Genomic DNA, 20679 nt, shown 5'->3' on the forward strand with positions numbered 1-20679 from the left:
TATGGTTATAGCTTTATCACTATTGCTTGACTTTAGCGGTAAAGCTTAAATTGGTGCTGCCTTTAGCGGGAATGGTGATCTGCCATGTTGCTTGATAGGCTGCGGTGTTGTGTGGCTTTAAGCTATTGTGAGTGAGCTCCCACTCGCCGCTAAACGACTCAACATAACTCACGGTCACAGGCTCGGCTTTGGCGTTGGTGAATTCTACATTGTAGCTTGTGCTGTAGGTAATGGTTTGGCGATTGTTTTGCTCGAGTATGTTAAATGCTGTTTGACTGCGTTTAGCGCCAACGTCAAAGCTTTTACCCAAGGTTAATTTTAAAGTGTCGTTTTCGGCGGTATGGTTAATGGAGTCTTCGCCAACAAACTGTGCATTACCTTGGCTGTCACGTTGGTAGACACGCACAATGCCTTTAGGCAGCGCTAAGCCTAAATTGGCTTTTTTACTGTTTGTAACGTGTAGCTCGACGGTGGGTTTTAGCGATTGAGATTGTTGATCTTTATTGTAGCGGCTAATAGTGCTGGCGTTAAAAATGAGCTTTTGTAGGCTTTGCACATTACTAGCATTAAATAGCGACACTTGTTTTGTTTGTGCATTAGCCAAGGTGGTTTTGCGCGGTAGGGTGTAGAGTTTGTACTCCATTAAATCTTCGGCTGGTGTAGCATCTTCTAACTCGTTGAGCGCTCTTGATGCCATCATCATGGGGCGCTGTTGCTGCGGCTGCACTTGGTTAACATCGCCAGCAATCAATTGAATTTTAGCATCGCGGTACTCGGTATTACTATTGTTAGTCAGCGTTACCCAACTGGCTAAATCAAGTGTATTACTGCTGGTAATCTCGGCGACATAATCGGCTTGCCAATTAAGGCCTTGTGTGAGATAGCTTAGCTCATAGGTTTGTGCGCCACTGCGATTATTTCTTAGTGTATTGGTAAGCGTGGGTTGAGCGCGTAAATTAGGGGGGAGCTCGTCAAAAATAAAACGCCCTTGGGGGTTGGTTTCGAGGGTGTCGCCAATTTTTACAATCACGCCCTCATTGGTCGATAATACTTCGGCATTTTGTAGGGTTTCTTTGCCTGTTGCAGGGTTGGTGCGTGCTATTTTAATAGTTTTGCCTAGCGACTTTTCAAGCAATTTTTGTGGGCTTAGTAAATCAAAGTCAAAGTTTTGCTCTAAGACTTTTATCGCATTAGCATCCTGGGTATTTCGTAACAATGCGGTTTGAGGCTTGATTAAGGCGCTAACTCCCATAAAGGCAACATCGTGCTCGCCCTTGGGTATATTTAAGCGGCGCTGATCTTTGACAAGCGCAAGATTACCGTTATAAATAGTCACTGCAAGGCCTGTTTGATCTTGCAGTTGGCTGTTAATGGTTGAGTCAGCTGCATAGCTGTGATTAGCCAATAAAGCGGCTAAGGCTATTGGCGCGCTAAGGCGTGTAAAAGCTTTGGGTGTCATTAACATAAGAGGCCTTTGGCAGGTATCGATATTGAAGGTTGGTGTGTATGACTTTGAGTCTATGCACAAGCGATTAGAATTGCTAGCAAGAAATTAGTTCACGTTATAATAAAATGCATAACTATTCAGAGATTCCGAGTGTTACATGATGATACATTTTTCACATTGTTATACCGTTGTCGCTCAGCTTGCATCGCTCTTACCTTATTTACCCTATGACTCTGTGCACTATAGTAGAGCAGAGCGAGCTTTTAAGCGTTGATTTTCACGGTAGCGGCTGGGTGTGATTTTTTTGTTTTCGAGAAACTTTCGATTAAAATGTGAGTTATTACCATATCCGCAACTTAGCGCGATATGCAAAATATCTTTATCGGTGGTAGTTAATAGGTGGCATGCCTCGGCTATGCGAATTTCATTAACGAACGACACAAAAGTACGGCCTGTCTGGGCCTTAAAAAAGCGTGAAAAGCTTTGTGGTGCCATGTGTACTTGCTTAGCGACATCGGGTTGTTTAATTTCTTCGTGCAGGTGCTGTTTAACATAATTAATGGCGGTAGTCAGGCGATCGACTCCGCGTATTTCTTTTTCTAAATGGTAATCATCACTGGTGAGCATGTGTTGCGGGCATTGGCTGAGTAAGTCGCAGGTGAGTAGCAATTGAGCAATGCGCGGCAATCCTTCGCTGGTGCGCATACAGGCAAGCTGTTGACGAATATCGTCCCCATAGCTGTCAAATAAAATGGCTTTGTTAGAGTCACTTAATAAACGCTGTACGCCACGCGACTCTGGAATATTGTAAAAATCATGCCCTAAAAAGTCGCGTTCAAATTGGATTACAAACATTTCATTTTCGGTTTCTTCCTCATCGCTGATCCAGCAATGAGGAATATTAGGCCCTATAAGCACTAAGTCCCCGGGGTAAAACGCCGAAATATGATCACCAATAAAGCATTTACCGCTGCCTTTTACAATTAAAGTGAGTTCATACTCGGGATGAAAATGCCAAGTATGATTACTCTGAAAGGCGGGGCAAGAAAACTGCAAAACGCGAATAGACTCGCTCGCATCTAGCACAACATTTTCAAAGTAGGGTTTATTCATAGCCATATGCTTTTCATTAATAAAAAATTTTATTCAAAAATTTAATTATAAATGAAAAGTAACTCTTGCGCGGTACCTAAATTGGGCACTAATGAATCACTGTCTGGGCTGCTCAAACCGTTGGTGCTTGTGTTCCTCTAAGTCTTACTTTGTATGCTCCTAGACGGGTGCAAGGTCTACCCCACGCATCCATGCTGCGGCTGGGCGTTTACATATCTAGAGCGTAATCCATTAGCATCCTACAGGTAAGGTTTGGCTGCTTAGTTAAAGAATCAACAAAAAATTGACGTTGCGTTGCTATTTTTAGGTGCGTTATTTTGTTGTATGGGTTTCTTCTTGTGAGTTGTTGAGCAGCGCTTTAATTTCATCTTCTAATGCCTTAGTGATGGGGTCGACAGTGTCATTGGCGTCTGCCTGTGTTGCTGGATTGTTGGAAGCGGGGATAATGATTTCTACAGACTCAGCAGGAGCTGTGGACTCAATCAATTGAACGGGCTCTAGCTTTTCTTGGGGGGCTAGGCTTTCTGCCGCCCGCGCTTCAATTATGGGCTTAACAATGGCAGGTTCTACAATAGTCGGTCCTACAATAGTCGGTCCTACAATAGTTGATTCTACCGTCTGTGCGGGGGCAACTGAACCGTCGGTTGGCTTTACGTAAGTGGCGGCCGTGTGAGGCGCTATCGTTTTGGCATGATGGGTCGGTTTGCCTGAGCTTTCACCGATAAAGTTGGCAAGCAAGGCCTGTAAAGGGTGAGCAATGTGTACGCCAGCTTCGCGTAAACTTTGACTGCGACAGGAGTAGCCAGTGGCTACTAGCGCGTCTTTGTTTTCGGCGGCGGTGACTGGCTGACGCCAACTAAGGTCAAATATTTTGGCCGAGGCTTCGCGGTTTTGTGTTTCGTGACCAAAGGTGCCAGCCATACCGCAGCAGCCCACGGCTTCAATGTTGAGGGTTTGACCAAGCTTACTAAAGACGCTCTGCCATAGGCTCGTACTGGCAGGCGCGTTGGTTTTTTCGGTGCAGTGCCCTAATAATTTAAAAGTGCCTTCGTTGAACAAGGCTTTTTTGTCGGTAAGAGATTCTAGATGAGTAGCTAACCATTCTTGGACTAGTTGCACTTTAGGAGCATCTTTTTCGCCTAGCGCTTTGACGTATTCACTGCGATACGCCAGTGTCATGGCGGGGTCTAGGCCTATAAGGGGAATACCGCTTTGGGCTAAAGTATTTAAATGCTCAGCAGTGACGGTGGCTTGTTTTTTAAATTCTTTTAAAAAACCATGGACATGCATGGGTTTGCCATTAGGGCGATAGGGTGCCAGTAAGACATTAAAGCCCAGTTTTTGTAAAATACTGATACTGTCGAGAACTACTTGAGCCTCAAAAAAGCGTGTGAAGGCATCCTGTACTAAAATCACACTCTGACTTTTTTGTTCGTCACGGATGTTCTGAATATTAGCGGTTGTTGCATATTGAATGCCGAGCTCTTTTAAACACTGATTAAACGGAATGCGTGAAAGCTTTGGGCTATCCACAAAGCCCACGGCACGTTGTAAAAAATATTTAACCGGTGGCAGGCTTTGCATAAAATTGGCTATGCCAGCAATATGAGCCATTTTAGGGACAAAGCGCTCGAGATTGGCAACAAAATAATCTTTGAGCGGGCGGGCATAGCGAGTGTGATAAAGCGCTAAAAATTTACTGCGAAACTCGGGAACGTCGACTTTAATTGGGCATTGTCCAACACATGATTTGCAGGCTAAGCACTGACTCATAGAGTCCATGACTTCATGCGAAAAGTCGTATTGCTTTACGCCGCCGCTGGGGGTAGCGTTTTTAGTGTGAAGGTTGCTGTCTTTGCTATTTCTGCGGCGCTGCATAAAGCTGTCGGCAGCGGGGAGTTTGTCGTAATTACCCTCGAAGTTTTCGGGGTTAAAACCGTGCTCGCCGAGTTGCTTGATCCACTCGCGAATCAGCGAAGCGCGACCTTTCGGGGAGTGCACACGGTTGCGAGTGACTTTATAAGAAGGGCACATGGCATCGGCGGTATTCCAGTTAAAGCAAGCGCCATTGCCATTGCAGTAAACAGCCTCACTAAAACCGTCCCACAATTTAACCGGAATAGTTTGATCATTTTGCCCGCGTGTGGGGACTTCATCAATTTTTAAGAGTTGGCCGCTATCAACCGGTGTTGCAATTTTGCCTGGGTTAAGTTGATTACGCGGATCGAAGGCGCCTTTAATGCGTTGCAGTTGCACAAATAGCTCGCCAAAAAAAGCTGGTGCGTATTCGCTGCGTACACCTTTACCGTGTTCGCCCCATAATAGACCGTTGTATTTTTGTGTGAGTGCGCTGACTTGATCGGTAATATCACGTACCATTTTAAGTGCGGTGCTATCTTTCATGTCAATGGCTGGGCGCACATGCAAAACGCCAGCATCTACATGACCAAACATGCCATAGGTTAAATTATAGCTATCCAAAATTGCACGGAACTCGGCAATATAATCGGCCAAGTTTTCGGGGGGAACGGCAGTATCTTCAACAAAGGGAATTGGTCGGCCCTCGCCTTTGGCATTACCCAATAGACCGACGGCTTTTTTGCGCATATTCCATATTTTTTTGACGGCCTCATCACCCATTGCCAGGCCGTGGCCAACGGCACCTTTACCGGCTTCATCACTTTTTAGTACCGTTATCAGTTGCGCAATACCATTACTGAGCTCTTCTTTAGTGTCGGCAGTATACTCAACTAAATTCATGCCTTTAATTTTATCGATGTTTTCGCTAGGAAAGTAAGCGGCCACGTCGTGCCAAACGCTGTCACCCATGGCAAGTGCTAATACGCGTGAGTCAATGGTTTCAATACTGGTTGGCCCAGCTTTCATAAGGTGTGTGGCATCGCGTAATGAGCTGTCAAAACTGTCATAGTTAACAATGACTAATGCGCTATATTGAGGAATAGTGAGTAGGTTAATCTTTGCCTCGGCTATAAACCCTAAAGTGCCTTCACTACCACATAAAATATTGTTTAAATTGAACTGGCCATTAGCATCGCGAATATGCGCCAAGTCGTAGCCGGTGAGGCAGCGATTTAGCGGTGGAAATTTTTCTTTGATCAGTGCTTGGTGCTCTTGCTGAATATTATTGACCAAGCGATGGGCCAGACCGCAAATATTTTGCTCTTCACCGTTGGTGGCCAGCTGCTCGTCGCTGATAGCGTGGCTGCGCAATACATTACCGTCCATCAAAACGGTAGTGAGCTCTAGTACGTGATCGCGTGTTTTGCCATAGCGACAAGAGCCCTGGCCTGATGCGTCGGTATTGATCATACCGCCAATAGTGGCACGGTTACTGGTTGACAGTTCTGGAGCAAAAAATAAGCCATAGGGCTTGATGGCTGCATTGAGCTGATCTTTGACAACCCCTGCTTGTACACGTGCCCAGCCTTGTTCAGCGTTTATTTCGAGGATGTTGTTCATGTGGCGACTCATATCAACCACTAGACCATCGGTTAATGACTGGCCATTTGTCCCGGTACCCCCTCCGCGCGGCGACAGTACGATACTATGATAATGCAAGCGGGCAGCAAGCTCTGTTAGGCGTGTTAGGTCATTGATATTTTTGGGATATACAATACCTTGGGGTAAAACTTGGTAAATGGAGTTATCCGTGGATAACACGGTACGGCTGGCGTAGTCCGGCGAGATGTCACCTTCAAAATCTGCTTCTTTAAGTGACTCTAAAAACTGTAAATAGAGTGATTGGATGCTAGACGTTTGCTGTATTCGTGGAATCATTGGTTAAAAGCTCAAACATTTTTGATCGGTTATTCTACCTGTACGCGCGCCAGCTTCCAAATGATTGATAGGTCAGCGGTGTGTTTAGGTTTGTGCATTGGTGCTGTTTGTAGATGTTGTGTGCAGATGTTGTATGCTGGTCGTGTTTTGTGTAAATATAAAAAATTTGGCGGCAATCCGGTGTTGGCTATGCTGAGGTGCACTGTAGAGTGTGAATCCTACTTTTCTGGGTCATACCAATGGCTGCTAATGAATTTATTTATGACTAAATGAGAGCGGTAGATGATTTATTTTTATCATTTTGGCTTGAGCTTATGCCTGAGTCCAGTGATTCGATGAATGATGAATAAGGGTTTAATATGTCTAGTCAAGTAACCAGTATTATTCAGTGGGTGACGTTAATATTTTGGTTAGGCGTTGCCATTAATGTACTGATAGTGCTTACTGTAGGCGGTCGACAGGTGTTGATTGTGCTAGGTGTGCTGTTATGCATGATTCATTCTATTGAATATGTGTTTGTGCGATTAATAATGCGTAAGCCTATTAGCTTCTTTAAAACAATGATTTATGGCTGTGGTCATTGGTTGCCCATGGTAAAAAAATAATATCGCTATTCAGAGGTAACAACATTGCGCCCCCCTATATCCATACTGGGATTGGGCGCGCTACAAGCGCTCTTGACCGTTTGCTTCTCGACTCTGTGTTCCTCAAAGCCTAATCCTCGCTTTCCCTGCAAGGCCGACGCTTAAATACCCAGCAAATAATCCATCAGCATCCTATCAGGTGAAAGGTGTCAGCTTGGCTAAACACTTACAATATAATGAGCTATCACTGACCCAGTGTTTGTTATTGTGAGTAATATCGTATGGATATTGTTTGCATACCTACAAAGTAAGTCAGGTTTATAAAGTTGCTTTATTTTGTGTTGTGCTTTAGAGATAAGTGCTCGAAATACGTACTTCAAATAAAGCCGCATGAAACTAGGTATCACAGAAATACCATTGAGAACCCGCTGTGTTAATAGCGCGTTAAGTGGTCATGTGCGTGACGTGGTGGCTTTTATTAATGTGCAGATACTACGCTGCGCCACTGGAATTTAGCGTGGGTTCAGTTTGCGCTTAGTACACTTTGATTCCAGTGCTTTAGTTATATTCAGTATTCATTATAGAGTAAGTTGTTTTATGCCTTTATCTTCTAGCGTGAAGTGAGCTTGAAGGCTTGAGAAAAGGCGATGTAAGCTTTAAGGTTGAGTTCAATGACTTGTCAGCAAGAGCGATAAAGCCTCTAATTAGGATTTCATATGACGCGTTTGTTTTTTTGTAAAAAATGTTGGGTGCTGGGTGTCGCCATGGTTAGCGCTCTGGTGGGGGGGCATGTGCAGGCTCAAGCAGGACGCGTGATCGATAAAGGCCGTGCTGCCGAAATAGCCCAAAGTAAATTTGGTGGCGAGCTATTCGGGAAAATCAAAAAAACAACAGCCAGTGATGGCAGCACAATTTTTGAAGTCCGTTTAGATACTAAGGGACATGTGGATATTATTGTGGTTGATGCCAAGGGCAATGCCCGTCAAAAAAAATAAGGAACTAGGTCATGCGTTTATTAGTAGTAGAAGATGAAGCGGCTATTCGTACGCAATTAGCTGAGTTTTTGGGTGGTCAAGGCTTTGCTGTGGATGTTGCCGCTGATGGCCGTGAAGGCTTGTTTTTGGCTACCGAGTACGATTACGATTTGGCTATTATCGATATCGGCTTGCCTGAAATAGACGGCATAGAGTTGATCACTAAGGCCCGCGCAGCCGGCAAAAGCTACCCGGTACTGATTTTGACTGCGCGCGGTAACTGGCAAGATAAAGTCACAGGCCTTGAAGCCGGTGCAGATGATTATTTAGTTAAACCTTTTCATAATGAAGAGATGCGCGCGCGCGTCAATGCGCTTATTCGCCGTGCTTCTGGCCATGCGAAGCCGCAGCTAGAGTTTGGCCCCGTTGTTATTGATACCGCTGGCAAGCAGGTATTGCTCAGTGGTAATGAAGTTGATTTGACGAGTTACGAATACAATACCCTAGAGTATTTAGCACACCATGCAGGTGAGGCCATTACAAAAACAGTTTTAACTGAGCATTTATATCAACAAGACTTTGAGCGCGATAGCAATGTGATTGAAGTCTTTGTTGGGCGCTTGCGCAAAAAGCTAGATCCTAAAGGCGAGCTAGAGTTGATTACAACAATTCGTGGGCGTGGCTACCGCTTTAACCCTGAACCGAATACCCCGGCTGTTAATGCGCCTGACGCTGACAGTGATACCGGCGCCGCGCACAATAATACCGCCTCTTAATGCGTTGGTTGACGGCGGTGGGTTGGCCTCGATTGTCAGCGTCATCGCTAAGTATACGGTTATTTTTTGCCTCGGTGGTCTTGTTGCCGTTTTTACTGGGCTTTAGCGCCACGATGCTCGACTACGCTTTTAAGCTCAGCTTAGAAACGGCCGAGCGCGATGCTCTGCGCAGCCAAGTGTATTTATTGCTCGGTGTGGCCGAGCCCGATGAGCACACCCTCGAGATGCCACCGGCGTTAACCGAGCCACGCTTTGGTGAGCTTAATTCGGGCCTGTACGGCTGGATTGTTGATGGTCAGGGGCAGGTCATTTGGCAGTCCCGCTCGACGGATCTTATTCCTGCCGATTACTTCCCGCCTTTGGTATCGCCTTTTAATGCCGGTATTAAACACTTTTTTAGCAGCGCCTTTAATGCCGATGATTTTTATGTCATGAGTTACGACACGATTTGGCCTGTGGGGGGCGCAGATCGCCCTTTCAGATTTGTTGTTGCGCATAGTCAAGCCGATTTAAAAGCCAGCCTTGCCGCTTACCGTGAGCGTTTATTGATGTGGGTGGTGGGCTTAGCACTGCTCCTTATTGTGGTGCAAAGTGTGATTGCGCGATGGGGCTTGTTGCCTTTGCGTCGTTTAGCGCGCAACTTAGAGCTAGTGGAGGCAGGTAAAAGCCAGGCGCTGGCAGGGCAGTATCCTGCCGATATTCGCCCCGTCACCGAAAACCTCAACAAGGTGCTGCGTGCCGAGCAAGCTCAGCGTGAGCGCTATCGCAATACGCTCGGTGATTTGGCTCATAGTCTGAAAACACCCCTGTCGGTGGTGCGCGGGCAGTTAGAGACTGCGGCTAGCAACCCACAAGAGCTCACAGCGGTGGTCAATGAGCAAATTAATCGCATGAGTATGATTATTGACCATCAACTACGCCGCGCCAGTGCTCAGGTCACGCAAAATGCGGTTTATGCACGGGTGTTGGTTAAGCCGCTAATTGAGCGATTGGCGGTGGCAATGCAAAAAGTGTATCAACAAAAAGAGGTGAGTATCTCAGTGTTTATTGACGATAACCTACCGTTTTTGGGTGATGAAGCCGACTTGATGGAGGTGGCGGGTAATTTGATCGAAAACGCCTGTAAATACGGTAATAGTCAAGTACGTATTTGTGCAAATATTGTAGGTGATGATCTACTGATTAGCATTGAAGATGATGGCCCCGGTGTCGCGGATACTCTTAAGAGCACAATTTTGACCCGCGGCGCTCGTGCTGACACGGCGACATCGGGTCAAGGTATTGGTTTATCGGTTGCGGTTGATATTGTGAGTAGTTATGGTGGCAGTCTTCAAATTAGCCGCTCCAATTTAGGAGGGGCTAGCTTCAATATTTCCCTACCTGCGCACGGAGAGTCATAACTTGTGCCCTGATGTTCATACTGGCTTAGTCATTGCCGGGCCCTCTCGGTTGGTTCGCTTTCAAAGATTTACACTGCCTATACGCATATTACAGTTTGCGGTGGCATTGATTATTTTTTGTTATGCGGCTTTATCGCCAGCGCCTCAATTTGTGGGCAACCATACTGATACCTCTATGCATTTTGTAGGCAATGTCTTGTTGTTTGTTTCTGCTTGGGTGGCTTTGTGGGGACGTCTTCCGATTATTAAGTTAGCGGTTTGCTTACTGCCCTTTAGCTGCGCTATTGAGCTGGCCCAGTACTTTTCACCGGGCCGTATGGTCGATGCCAAAGATATGATCGTGAATATTACAGGCCTGGGTGTTGGGGCTGTTGTGTCTGCTGTGTTTCAGCGGTTGCTGGCTAAGCTCCTCGGGTAGAGCCTTTGTAGGGTAATACTTCATATTCTGGGCTGAATATGGCGGAATGTTAAATTAATGCGGCCCTCGATGGCTTGTGTTGTTTTGGTGATATTGTGCTGCCAGTAACGCTGAGTCTTACCCGTCATTACCAATAAATCGCCGCCCCCCAAATTAAAAGCCATTTTTTGTGTTTTGTCTTGTTTATTACGCAAGTTAAATTGACGTGGGCTACCTAAGCTGACGGAGGCTATAGTGGGGGTTGCACCCAGTTCAGGCTCATCATCACTGTGCCACCCCATACCATCATTACCATTGCGATAATAATTGCACAGTACGGCATTAAAATGTGTATCAAGTGTTGCCTCAAGGGTGTTTTTTATTATCAGTAGTAGCGGGTGCCAAGGTTGCGCTTCAAGCCTTTTGCCTGAGTAGCTGTGGTTTGTATGAGGGTCTGCGTAATAAGTACTTAGGCGAGGCTCTAAATGTTTTTTACCATACACGGTCACCTCACCTTGCCGCCAAGTTAATTGCTCAAGCAGCTGTGTGTAAGTTGTGTTGGGGTCTAAATGCATGTGGCTTTGTATGTAATCTGGGTGCCAGTATAGGCTGAGATTATCATGTGTGTGCCATGACCCTACCGCGTGCTGATTCAATAAATCCATAAAATAGAGTTACCTGTTTGAGAGACATGTATTGATAGTGTATTGGTGTCACTGAATAAGTGTTCATACGGCCTATTTCGGCTGGCCTATCGATTATATAAAAAATATGGATACTGTTTCTTTTTTGGCGCGGTTTATCTGCAAGATTGAATCGAATAAAGTCACTTTCTCGTCAGCGTATGCAATGAGCGCCACGGTGACGGAGTAACTGGTGATTACACCCAGATATAAGCCGAATCATGATAAGCCAGCCAATATGAAAGTCAGCAGAGGAATGAAATAGCTATGTCACTGAATCAATTACAGCGTGCTCGCGCTTTAGATTTACCGTCACGAGAAGCCATGCTTCAGCGTGCCCCGTCAGTTCAGCAGTTTTGGATGGATAACCAGCTTTTACTCAGTGATGCGTGGGCGCAGTGGGAGCACAGCGAGAAAGACCACCTAGTAGCTCTTGACGATTCGCTGCTGGATGCCAACTTGCGTCAGACGGTTGCACAAGCCTGGCAAAATCCGACTAAAGAGTCGGCTGTGCAAGAGCTTTGGCAAGAGCTCGCCCCTGATGTTTTTGAATGTCAGTTCTTTGATCCAGAGCGCCTTGCGGACTTACGCGATTATCTCGATAAAGTATCGATGGCCAATATTCCGATGCGCCCGCCTTACGGCATCGCACTTAACCGTGGGGGTGCAATGCTCGATCGTCGCTCAGAAGGTTTTTTGGCGGCCCCGGGTTTCCAAGTCTTTTACCGTGAGTTACTGGATCGGTATATGCGGCCCATTGCACGGCTCTTATTTCCTGAGGTGACGGGCTATGATACGCAAACGTTTGGTTTTTCGATTCAGTATCAAGCCAGCAAAGATACGTCGTTGCGCTTGCACACGGATGCCTCGGCGGTCACGCTGAATATTAACCTGAATAAGCCTGGTGAAGTATTTACAGGGTCTGTCGTTGATTTTTACAACTCAGCGACAGGGCAAGTGAAGGCGTTTACTTTTAAGCCCGGTACCGCCGTCATTCATCGAGGCAGTGTTGCGCATAAGGCCCACCCCATTAGCAGCGGTGAGCGGACTAATTTTGTTTTATGGCTATACGGGGAGCGCGGGCAAATACCTCCCCACAGCACACCGAGAAAGCTTATTGAGCCGGCTCAACGCTGGACAATACCGCCGGTTATCGCTGATGACTTTGCACCGTTTTGATGTGTGTATGATTGGTTAGGCTATGTTGGTTAGGCTATATAGGCTAAATTAGTTGTCTCTGGCTTTGTTAAAGCCATAAATGACAAAGCAAAGAGATAAAAGTTGCTGCGCCATTAATAGCGGTTTGTCTTGTAAGAGCATTAACGCTGCCATGCTAATATTCATCAGCATAAAAAACAGCCAACCTTTAGGGCTGTTTTTTGCCATAAAATAGCTACCCATTAAAAAACCTAGCATGACACCCATTTCAATCACCTGAGATATCGACGTAATACCGCCGTGAACACTCAGACTATAGGTAAGTCCAAAAGCCAAAGACGAGTAAGTGCACACTGTGACAAAAAGGTTAAATTTTTTGTGAGGCTTTTTATTGTTATGGTAGGTGTTGTATAAACCCAGCAACATAGCGGGTACGCCACCGGCCTCTATTGATGCGGCTATCCAATTTTGATGGCTAATTAATAAGATAACCCATGCCGGCACACCCAGAATATACATTGACCAGCCTGCAATTTTTAGGCGCTTTTGGACTTCGCCACGGTGCTTTGCACTCAGTGCAAATAATACCTTATTGATCAGGTAAAATGACCCGCCCCATAACTGTAAAATCAAGTCCATATTTTTTCTTCTGATCAACTATCGCTGTATACGCAATGTCGGTATGTTGTTTGATGAAATATTTCAAAATATGACCAATAATTAAAAATCACATTATTGGCTCATTGGCAATACTACCTTTTTTGATCTGAGTAAACAATATACTGTTTTTTTGTGATTTATCCTAAAAAGGCTCGAAAGCTCTCTAAAACTATGGGGAGAGTCGAGCCTTTTTAGTCAGCGTTGATAATTTTTATTGTGAATAACTTATGGCGTATTTTGTTTCAATGGCTTGTGATTTTTAGGCTGATGAAATAATCCATATAAAATTGGCAATACAGATAAGGTTAACAAAGTCGATGAGATAATCCCACCGATGACAACAGTTGCCAATGGTTTTTGTACCTCGGCCCCTGTGCCACTATTAAGCGCCATAGGAATAAACCCTAAGCTGGCCACTAATGCGGTCATAAGCACTGGGCGTAGGCGTATGAGTGCGCCCTCAATAATGGCTTCATTAAAGTGATTCATAGTCTTTATCCGCTCGCGGATAAAAGACAGCATGACCAAGCCGTTAAGTACAGCAACCCCCGATAGCGCAATAAAACCAACACCTGCCGAAATCGATAAAGGCATATCGCGTAACCAAAGTGCGATGACGCCGCCGGTTAAAGCCAGTGGAACACCGGTAAAAATAATCAACGCATCTTTAAAAGACCCAAACATCATCATTAATAAAGCAAATATGACAGCGAGCGTAATGGGAACCACGAGCGATAACCGTTGACTGGCCGACTCTAGTTGCTGGAAGGTACCGCCATAATTAACCCAATAACCGGCTGGTAATTTTACCTCTTGGCGTACTTTGCTTTTAACCTCATCAACAAATGAGCCTAAGTCGCGACCGCGGACATTAGCGGTGACAACGACCCGACGCTTACCGTTTTCGCGACTAATTTGATTGGGCGCGGGATTGATGCTGAGCGTGGCAACCTCAGAGAGCGGCACGTAACCGCCTTGCGGCAAACTCAGGGGTAAATCTTTTAGCGTATCGGTGTTGGTACGTAAATGCTCGGGTAAACGCACTATTAATTCAAAGCGCCGATCACCTTCAAAAATCAAACCCGCTGAGGCCCCGCCAATGGCTGTGGCTAAGGTACTTTGTAATTGTTTTACAGTTAAACCATAGCGTGCAAGCGCAATTTTTTTAGGCTCAATGCTTAGCATTGGTAAGCCTGTGACTTGCTCGACTTTGGTGTCGGCAGCGCCCTCGATAGTATTGATCACCTGTAAAATTTTGTTGGCTGCGATGCTGAGCTGGGCTAAATCATCGCCAAATATTTTGATGCCTAAGTCGGCACGCACACCTGAAATTAACTCGTTAAAGCGCATTTCTATTGGTTGTGTAAATTCATAGTTATTGCCCGGTATCGGGGCAACGGCGGCTTCTAATTTTTGTACAAACTGTGCTTGTGTTTGGCTGGGATCTGGCCATTGTGCCTGTGGTTTTAGTATAATAAACACATCGGAAATATTGGGTGGCATAGGGTCGGTGGTAATATCAGCAGTGCCCATTTTGGCAAAAACTTTATCAACCTCGGCAAATTCGGCAATGCGTTGCTCTAGAGCAAACTGCATATCCACCGATTGCTCTAAGCCGGTGCCTGGAATACGCATAGCATGCAAGGCTATATCACCTTCATTAAGTTTAGGAACAAATTCTGTGCCGAGCGTTGTGGCCAGCCATGCACCGGCTATAGTGAGCGTTAAGGCAATGCTCAGTACTAACCCGCGCATTTTAAGCGCTGCCGTTAACAGCGGTTTATAAGCATTTTTGGATACTCGAATAATGGGACTTTCGTGCTCACTTATTTTACCGCGCATAAAAACAGCCACGGCAGCTGGTACTACAGTGATAGATAATACCAAGGCGGCAAGTAGTGCCATCACGACGGTGGCGGCCATAGGGTGAAACATTTTACCTTCTACCCCTGTGAGCGAAAATAAAGGGATATAAACAATGGTAATAATCAGCACGCCAAATAAACTGGGGCGCACCACTTCGTTAGTGGCTTGGAATACGGTATTTAAGCGTGTTTGAGTGTCTAGCGGTTTTGCGCTTTGCGCTTGAGCTAGGCTTAAACGACGCACGGAATTCTCGACAATAATCACCGTACCATCAACAATCAAACCAAAATCGAGTGCGCCTAGGCTCATTAAATTGGCACTCACACCGGTACGTACCATGCCAGTAATCGTCGCGAGCATAGCAAGGGGAATAACGGCGGCGGTAATTAAAGCTGCCCTAAAATTGCCCAATAATAAAAATAAAACAACAATAACCAGTAGCGCACCTTCGATTAAATTTTTACTCACTGTTTTTATGGCTTTATTGACTAGCGTAGTGCGGTCATACACTGGCGTAATCATAACGCCTTGAGGCAGAGAGGGTTTTATCTCTTCTAATTTTTGAGCGACAGCCAGCGCCACACTACGACTATTCTCGCCCATTAACATCATGGCGGTACCTAAGACGGTTTCTTTACCATCTTGCGTGGCGGCGCCTGTGCGTAGCTCTTTACCAATAGCGACACTCGCCACATCACGAATAAATACCGGCGCGGTATTGAGGGTTTTAATGACCACCTGCTCAATGTCTTGAATATTTTGCAACTGCCCAGGTAAACGCACTAACAATTGCTGACCGTTTTTTTCGATATAACCGGCTCCTAGGTTTTGATTGTTAAGGGCGAGTGCTTGACTGATATCATGTAAGCTAACATTAAAATTTTGCATGCTCAGCGGGTTGGGTGTGACATGATATTGCTTATTAAAACCGCCAATAGTGTTGATTTCGGTGACGCCTTTGACCTGTGCTAATTGCGGTTTAATAATCCAATCTTGTATTTCTCTTAAAGCCATTGCATCAAAGGGTTTACCATTACCTTGTAGAGCGCCGGGTTGCGCTTGTACGCTGTAGGTAAAAATCTCGCCCAACCCTGTTGCCATTGGCCCCATTGCAGGCTTTAAGCCTTGCGGCAAGGTGCTTTTAACGGTGGCAAGGCGCTCATTGACGAGCGCCCTTGCAAAATAAATATCAGTGCCTTCTTCAAATACAACCGTTACCTGCGATAAACCGTAGCGCGAAATAGAGCGTGTATAATCAAGCTTAGGCATACCGGCTAAAGCGCTTTCGATTGAAAATGTAATGCGTTGCTCAACTTCTAAGGGCGAATAACCTACCGCCGCAGTGTTAATTTGTACTTGCACATTGGTAATATCGGGTACAGCATCGATGGGTAAATTTTTAAAGCTTAATAAACCTGCCCCAATAATCAATAAGCATAAAGCGAGGGTTATTCCGCGGCGAGCAATAACGGTGCGTAAAATTAATGTCATCATAATGTGCCCCAATTAATGCGAATGCTCGGCGCCAGATTTTTCAATATCAGCTTTGACTAAAAAACTGTTATCCGTGACATATTCATCACCGGCGTGCAGGCCTTTAAGGACCTCGGTATATTGGCCGTCACTTTGGCCCAAGGTGAGTGCATGCGCTTCGTAGCGCTCGCCCTTTTTAACAAAAACGACGCGGTTGCCTTCCATTGTTTGGATGGCATTATTGTCAATAGCTAATGCGACAGTGATTGTTTGCGTTGCTATTGCCCCTTCAATAAATAACCCAGGTGTTAAGTGAGTATTTGAAGGTAAAGGCGCCCGTGCCACGATATAGGCTTGATTGGATTCGCTGGGTAAAATATGGGCGATCACGGTATGGATGGGTGTATTTTTATGCTTGATGGAAACTTTTTTGCCGGCTTCAACATGCTCAGCGTGACTGGGGAAGACACTAAACTCTGCCCATAATTGGCTGGTATCGGTTAGGGTAAATAACGGTGTTTCTTGGATGAGCTCTCCGGCGTTAGCGTGGCGCGCGGTGATCATGCCGTCAAAGGGTGCTTTTAATGTGTAGCGCTTTAAGCTTTCGTTAGATTCTATGTCGGCGAGTATGTCGCCCTTTTTTACATGATCGCCAATCGTGGCACGAACGTTCTTAATGACACCGGCAAAACGAGCACGTAGATGACTCACTTTGTTTGGCGCTAATGCTACTTTGCCGTAGATTTGCGTTGTTTTTTGTAGCGTGACCGCGCTTACTTCAGCTGTTTGAATCCCCACTGTTTTAGCCATAGTTTCGCTAATTATTGTGGCGTCGTGATGGTCTTCATCGCCATGCTTGTGATCACTCCCTGCGTGCGTGAGCGGAGTCAGCAGCAAGGCGATCAATAGCGCGATGGCAGTGACTCGATATTGAGTGGTGTTGTAAGTGATGCGTTTTATTATATGGTTAAGTACTGCGTTATAGCCTGATGATGGAAAGGCTAATCGTGTTTTTAATGTCATGGGGTACATCCAAAATTTGTGATTAAAAATAGAGTAAAAGTACAAAAGCTTGCCATGAATACGGAGTCAATTAAGGTTGTAATTGACCGGTTAACTGCTCTATTTGTGTGTTGTACTTTAAAGCAGCGGCGGCACTATCAATTTGCGCGCGCTCGGCCGCAATGAGCTCGGTATTTGAGCTAATATATTCGAGATAGCTATAGCGCCCTTTTTGATAGGCTTGCTGTGTTTGTTGGCGTGCCTGTTTAAGGAGCGGAATAATGTGATCGCGTAATGTTTTTAATGTGAGCAGTGCTTGTTGGCGGCTGTTGTACGCGCGGTATAGCTGATTATAAAAATTCAGTAGTGCCTGCTCTTGGAGAACAGTATCTTGGGCTTGGTTGGCTTTGATCATTGCGATAGAAGCTTTGTTGCGTTTAGCGCTAAACAGTGGACGGCTGACACTGGCGGTTAAGGCTTGGCTATTGTGACTGCTAGCGTCTTGCCATTGCTTAACACCCACAGACCAGCCAATGTTGGTGGCCGACTCGGCTTCGGCTAGGCGCAGTTGTGCACTATTAACCCGTGCCTGTGCGGTATAAATTTGCACATTAGGGCTCTTTTTAACATGTTCAAATAATGCCTCAAACGCTTGTGCCGAAGGCTGCTGGTAAAGGCTACCGGTGAGCTTGTTAAAGTCTGGTTTATAGCTGCCCCATTGCGCGGCCAATGCCATTTTAAGGGTGTTTAGGTGTTGGCGCTCGGCCTGTACCGTTAGCTGCGCTTGAAGTGCGCTCGACTGGGCACGACTGGCATCGGCGCTAGGAGCGGCTCCGGCGTCTACACGCTGGCGTACCGTTGCATCATTTTTTTGTGCAAAAAGTAATGAGCGCTTGGCAAGAGCCACGCGCTCTTGTGCGGCTAATGTATCGATATAAAGGCGTGTCACGTTGGCCAATACATCAAGAGACTTTAGTTGTTGATGTAACTGCGACTGGGATAAATATGTATCACTCAATGCGCCACGGGCACGGCGTTGCCCACCCCTTTCGATAACCGATGATAAGGCCATCGTCAGCTCGGCAGAGTCAAAGCCTTGATATTGCTGCGTACCGGCAACATTTTCGAGTGCTATATCCAATGCGAGAGCTGGGCGTAATTGCCCCTGTGTTTTTTGTGCTTGCAAATATTGATTGCGAAACTTAAAGCGCGATAGTGCTGGATTATGCTTGAGTGTGCGCTCCAAAGCGGCTTCGAGTGTGAGTGCTTGTGAATGCGAATGGAGACTTTTCGTCGCGTCTGTGACGATAGGTGCATCAGCCAAAGCGCTGGAGGAATAACTCATATTTAATAATGTGATATTGACGATCACGAGAGTTAAGGCCGGTAATATCGGTCTTAGGATTATATTTTTCATGGTGTAGCTCGTTTCTTAATATTAATGCAAAGTCGCTGCATTTATGCGCAGTGCGGGGATACAGCGATGCTGGAATCGGTATTCGGATATTAAGCTTTAAGCAATCGGAGGGCGGTACAGTGATGAGGGCGGTGCAAGAACGGCACGCTTTAGGTAGCGAGTATGACTTTGTTGCTGAATAAGAGGGAGCTTGGTCAATAATGAAGCGGCCAATGCGCTAAAGGTTGTACCGTGGCAATGGCAGCAATGCTGGCATGCTTTAGACTCATCGTTACTGTTGTTAGGGGGTTGGGTACTTAAGTCGCACGATAAGCAAATCTGAGGTTTGTGGTGAGCAATCGGGCTTTTTGGGGGGGTTAAGCCTGATCGTGCTAATGGCATATTTGCAGTGACACGATGACTGCTCGGATGAGCGGAATCGCTGTCTGGAGTTAGCGCTTGGTGGCGCTGATTAATCAGCTGATGAAACGAGTGTGTATCGGCCACAGTCATTACCGATTGCAGGGCAACCAGTAAGAGCAGTAAATAGGTGAAGTAGCGTTGTTTCATCATAATGATTAGTGGGGTGATCGACCCGTGGGTGCATTGCAAGCGACAGACGGTGGTAATTAATGCCAAGCCAGCGGTGCAGCACTTGGCAAAGTAAAGCATATTTTAGTGCCCGCTGTAAAATGGGTATCTAACCAAATGCGGCCGCCTTGCCGATCGATAAACTGCTGGCATAGCATTAGGCCAAGCCCGCAACCCTCCTCGCCTTGCGTCCCTTGTGTACTATCAACTGCGCTTTTGAACAGCTGTTGGGCAGCGCGAGGGCTCATGGGTTCCCCTGTATTTTGTACGCTGACTTTTATGGTTTTTTCACTCTCTGTTGCGCATAGGGTAATTGTGCCTTTTTCGGGGCTGAATTTAACGGCATTGGATAATAAATTACGCAAAACGGTTTTGACTAGCGTGCCATCGGCTAACACTAAGAGGCTGCGGGCTATTGTATTGTCGATGGTAATTTTTTTGAGGCTAATCGCATCGCTTAAAAAGTCGATGCTTTGGCTGGCCAGTGGCCGTAGTTGCTCTTCATTAATCGTCAGTTGCTTTTGATCAATTTGTAATTGTGACCATTGCAGGAGCTCTTCTAGTAGCGTAAAAGCTCTAATGGACGAACTTAAAATACCGTATGCCGATTTAATAATGCGTTGCGGCGTTAAAGTATCGGCGGTATTGGCGAGACGTTCTGAAAGGCCTAAAATGGCATTAAAGGGTGAGCGCAAATCGTGCGCGAGTAAAGTGAAAAAGTGCTCGCGCTCTTTTGCGGTACGTTTAAGCTGCCGATTAGTGAGGCGCAGCTCTAATTGAGTGATCACTTGGCGAGACAAAATGCGCAGTGCTTGCTTTTGGTCTTCGGTTAATTGATGAGGCTTATCGTCAATAACACACAGTGTGCCAATAGGTGAGCCATCGGGTGCCACTAAAGGCGCGCCAGCATAGAAGCGAATCGCTGGTGCGCTAGCTACTAAAGGATTATCGCGAAAGCGCTCGTCATCGAGCGCATTGGGGATTTCAAAAATATCATCTTGCAAAATGGCGTGACTGCAAAAGGCAATACTACGATCTGTTTGCGTAGCATCAATCCCTACGCGGGATTTAAACCACTGCCTGTCAGTATCGACTAAACTCACCAGCGAAATAGGTGCACCGCATATGCGACTAGCGAGGTCGGTGAGGTCATCAAACATGCTCTCGGCTTCGGTATCGAGAACCTCATAGTGTTTGAGTGTGAGTAAGCGTTGCTGTTCATTTTTATGTAGAGGGGCACTTTTCATAGCTGTTTTCGCTAGTGGCTTATGACTCAATAGATTAAGACTAGTCGAAGATGCATCATTGTGCTTTAGTCGTGAATATATTTAAGGGTTGTAGTCAGTAGTCACCTAAGTGCT

General features: G+C 45.9%; 16 protein-coding genes. 6 read left to right on the plus strand and 10 right to left on the minus strand.

The window, feature by feature from the left end:
* Window positions 1-19 precede the first annotated feature (19 nt).
* The 3 genes from AC438_RS08455 to ydiJ all read right to left on the minus strand — a co-directional run bounded on the left by AC438_RS08455 (window position 20) and on the right by ydiJ (window position 6358).
* Window positions 20-1465 (minus strand): DUF4139 domain-containing protein, encoded by a 1446-nt coding sequence (locus AC438_RS08455; RefSeq protein ID WP_053980819.1) that lies wholly within the window; start codon window positions 1463-1465, stop codon window positions 20-22.
* Between the two features lie 222 nt (window positions 1466-1687).
* Window positions 1688-2560, minus strand: a complete 873-nt coding sequence (locus AC438_RS08460; RefSeq protein ID WP_053980820.1) for a helix-turn-helix domain-containing protein — start codon at window positions 2558-2560, stop codon at window positions 1688-1690.
* A gap of 312 nt (window positions 2561-2872) precedes the next feature.
* Window positions 2873-6358 (minus strand): D-2-hydroxyglutarate dehydrogenase YdiJ, encoded by a 3486-nt coding sequence (gene ydiJ / locus AC438_RS08465; RefSeq protein ID WP_082354041.1) that lies wholly within the window; start codon window positions 6356-6358, stop codon window positions 2873-2875.
* Between the two features lie 359 nt (window positions 6359-6717).
* Here ydiJ and AC438_RS08470 point away from each other — a divergent pair, with 359 nt between their 5' ends.
* The 5 genes from AC438_RS08470 (at window position 6718) to AC438_RS08490 (ending at window position 10510) form a co-directional block, all read left to right on the plus strand.
* Entirely contained in the window at window positions 6718-6963 is a 246-nt protein-coding gene (locus AC438_RS08470; protein WP_053980821.1) for a DUF1145 domain-containing protein, read from the plus strand.
* 695 nt (window positions 6964-7658) lie between these two features.
* On the plus strand, window positions 7659-7937 hold the full coding sequence (locus AC438_RS08475) for a hypothetical protein (protein ID WP_053980822.1): 279 nt from the start codon (window positions 7659-7661) through the stop codon (window positions 7935-7937).
* An 11-nt stretch (window positions 7938-7948) separates the two neighbouring features.
* Window positions 7949-8692, plus strand: a complete 744-nt coding sequence (locus AC438_RS08480; protein WP_082354042.1) for a response regulator transcription factor — start codon at window positions 7949-7951, stop codon at window positions 8690-8692.
* Window positions 8692-10092 (plus strand): ATP-binding protein, encoded by a 1401-nt coding sequence (locus AC438_RS08485; RefSeq protein ID WP_053980823.1) that lies wholly within the window; start codon window positions 8692-8694, stop codon window positions 10090-10092. The genes AC438_RS08480 and AC438_RS08485 overlap by 1 nt, the downstream gene beginning before the upstream one ends.
* A gap of 1 nt (window position 10093) precedes the next feature.
* Window positions 10094-10510: a VanZ family protein gene (locus AC438_RS08490; RefSeq protein ID WP_053980824.1), complete on the plus strand. Its 417-nt coding sequence runs from the start codon at window positions 10094-10096 to the stop codon at window positions 10508-10510.
* 20 nt (window positions 10511-10530) lie between these two features.
* On the opposite strand, the gene AC438_RS08495 is transcribed toward AC438_RS08490, so the two are convergent.
* On the minus strand, window positions 10531-11154 hold the full coding sequence (locus tag AC438_RS08495) for an alpha-ketoglutarate-dependent dioxygenase AlkB family protein (protein WP_053980825.1): 624 nt from the start codon (window positions 11152-11154) through the stop codon (window positions 10531-10533).
* Window positions 11155-11439: 285 nt separating this feature from the next.
* Here AC438_RS08495 and AC438_RS08500 point away from each other — a divergent pair, with 285 nt between their 5' ends.
* Window positions 11440-12351, plus strand: a complete 912-nt coding sequence (locus AC438_RS08500) for a 2OG-Fe(II) oxygenase family protein (RefSeq protein WP_053980826.1) — start codon at window positions 11440-11442, stop codon at window positions 12349-12351.
* Window positions 12352-12399: 48 nt separating this feature from the next.
* Here AC438_RS08500 and AC438_RS08505 read toward each other — a convergent pair whose 3' ends face one another.
* The 6 genes from AC438_RS08505 to AC438_RS08530 all read right to left on the minus strand — a co-directional run bounded on the left by AC438_RS08505 (window position 12400) and on the right by AC438_RS08530 (window position 20565).
* Window positions 12400-12969 (minus strand): nicotinamide mononucleotide transporter, encoded by a 570-nt coding sequence (locus AC438_RS08505; RefSeq protein WP_053980827.1) that lies wholly within the window; start codon window positions 12967-12969, stop codon window positions 12400-12402.
* A 246-nt stretch (window positions 12970-13215) separates the two neighbouring features.
* Window positions 13216-16350: an efflux RND transporter permease subunit gene (locus tag AC438_RS08510; protein ID WP_053980828.1), complete on the minus strand. Its 3135-nt coding sequence runs from the start codon at window positions 16348-16350 to the stop codon at window positions 13216-13218.
* A 12-nt stretch (window positions 16351-16362) separates the two neighbouring features.
* The gene (locus AC438_RS08515) at window positions 16363-17352 is read right to left on the minus strand and encodes an efflux RND transporter periplasmic adaptor subunit (protein ID WP_053980829.1); all 990 of its coding nucleotides are present in this window, start codon (window positions 17350-17352) and stop codon (window positions 16363-16365) included.
* 70 nt (window positions 17353-17422) lie between these two features.
* Window positions 17423-18748, minus strand: a complete 1326-nt coding sequence (locus AC438_RS08520) for a TolC family protein (RefSeq protein WP_082354044.1) — start codon at window positions 18746-18748, stop codon at window positions 17423-17425.
* A gap of 96 nt (window positions 18749-18844) precedes the next feature.
* Window positions 18845-19300, minus strand: coding sequence for a hypothetical protein (locus AC438_RS08525; protein WP_162230712.1), 456 nt, complete (start codon window positions 19298-19300; stop codon window positions 18845-18847).
* Window positions 19301-19356: 56 nt separating this feature from the next.
* On the minus strand, window positions 19357-20565 hold the full coding sequence (locus tag AC438_RS08530) for a GAF domain-containing sensor histidine kinase (protein ID WP_053980832.1): 1209 nt from the start codon (window positions 20563-20565) through the stop codon (window positions 19357-19359).
* Window positions 20566-20679: the final 114 nt, after the last annotated feature.

Origin of the sequence: Marinagarivorans algicola, from assembly GCF_001292705.1 — a bacterium.
GTDB lineage: Bacteria > Pseudomonadota > Gammaproteobacteria > Pseudomonadales > Cellvibrionaceae > Marinagarivorans > Marinagarivorans algicola.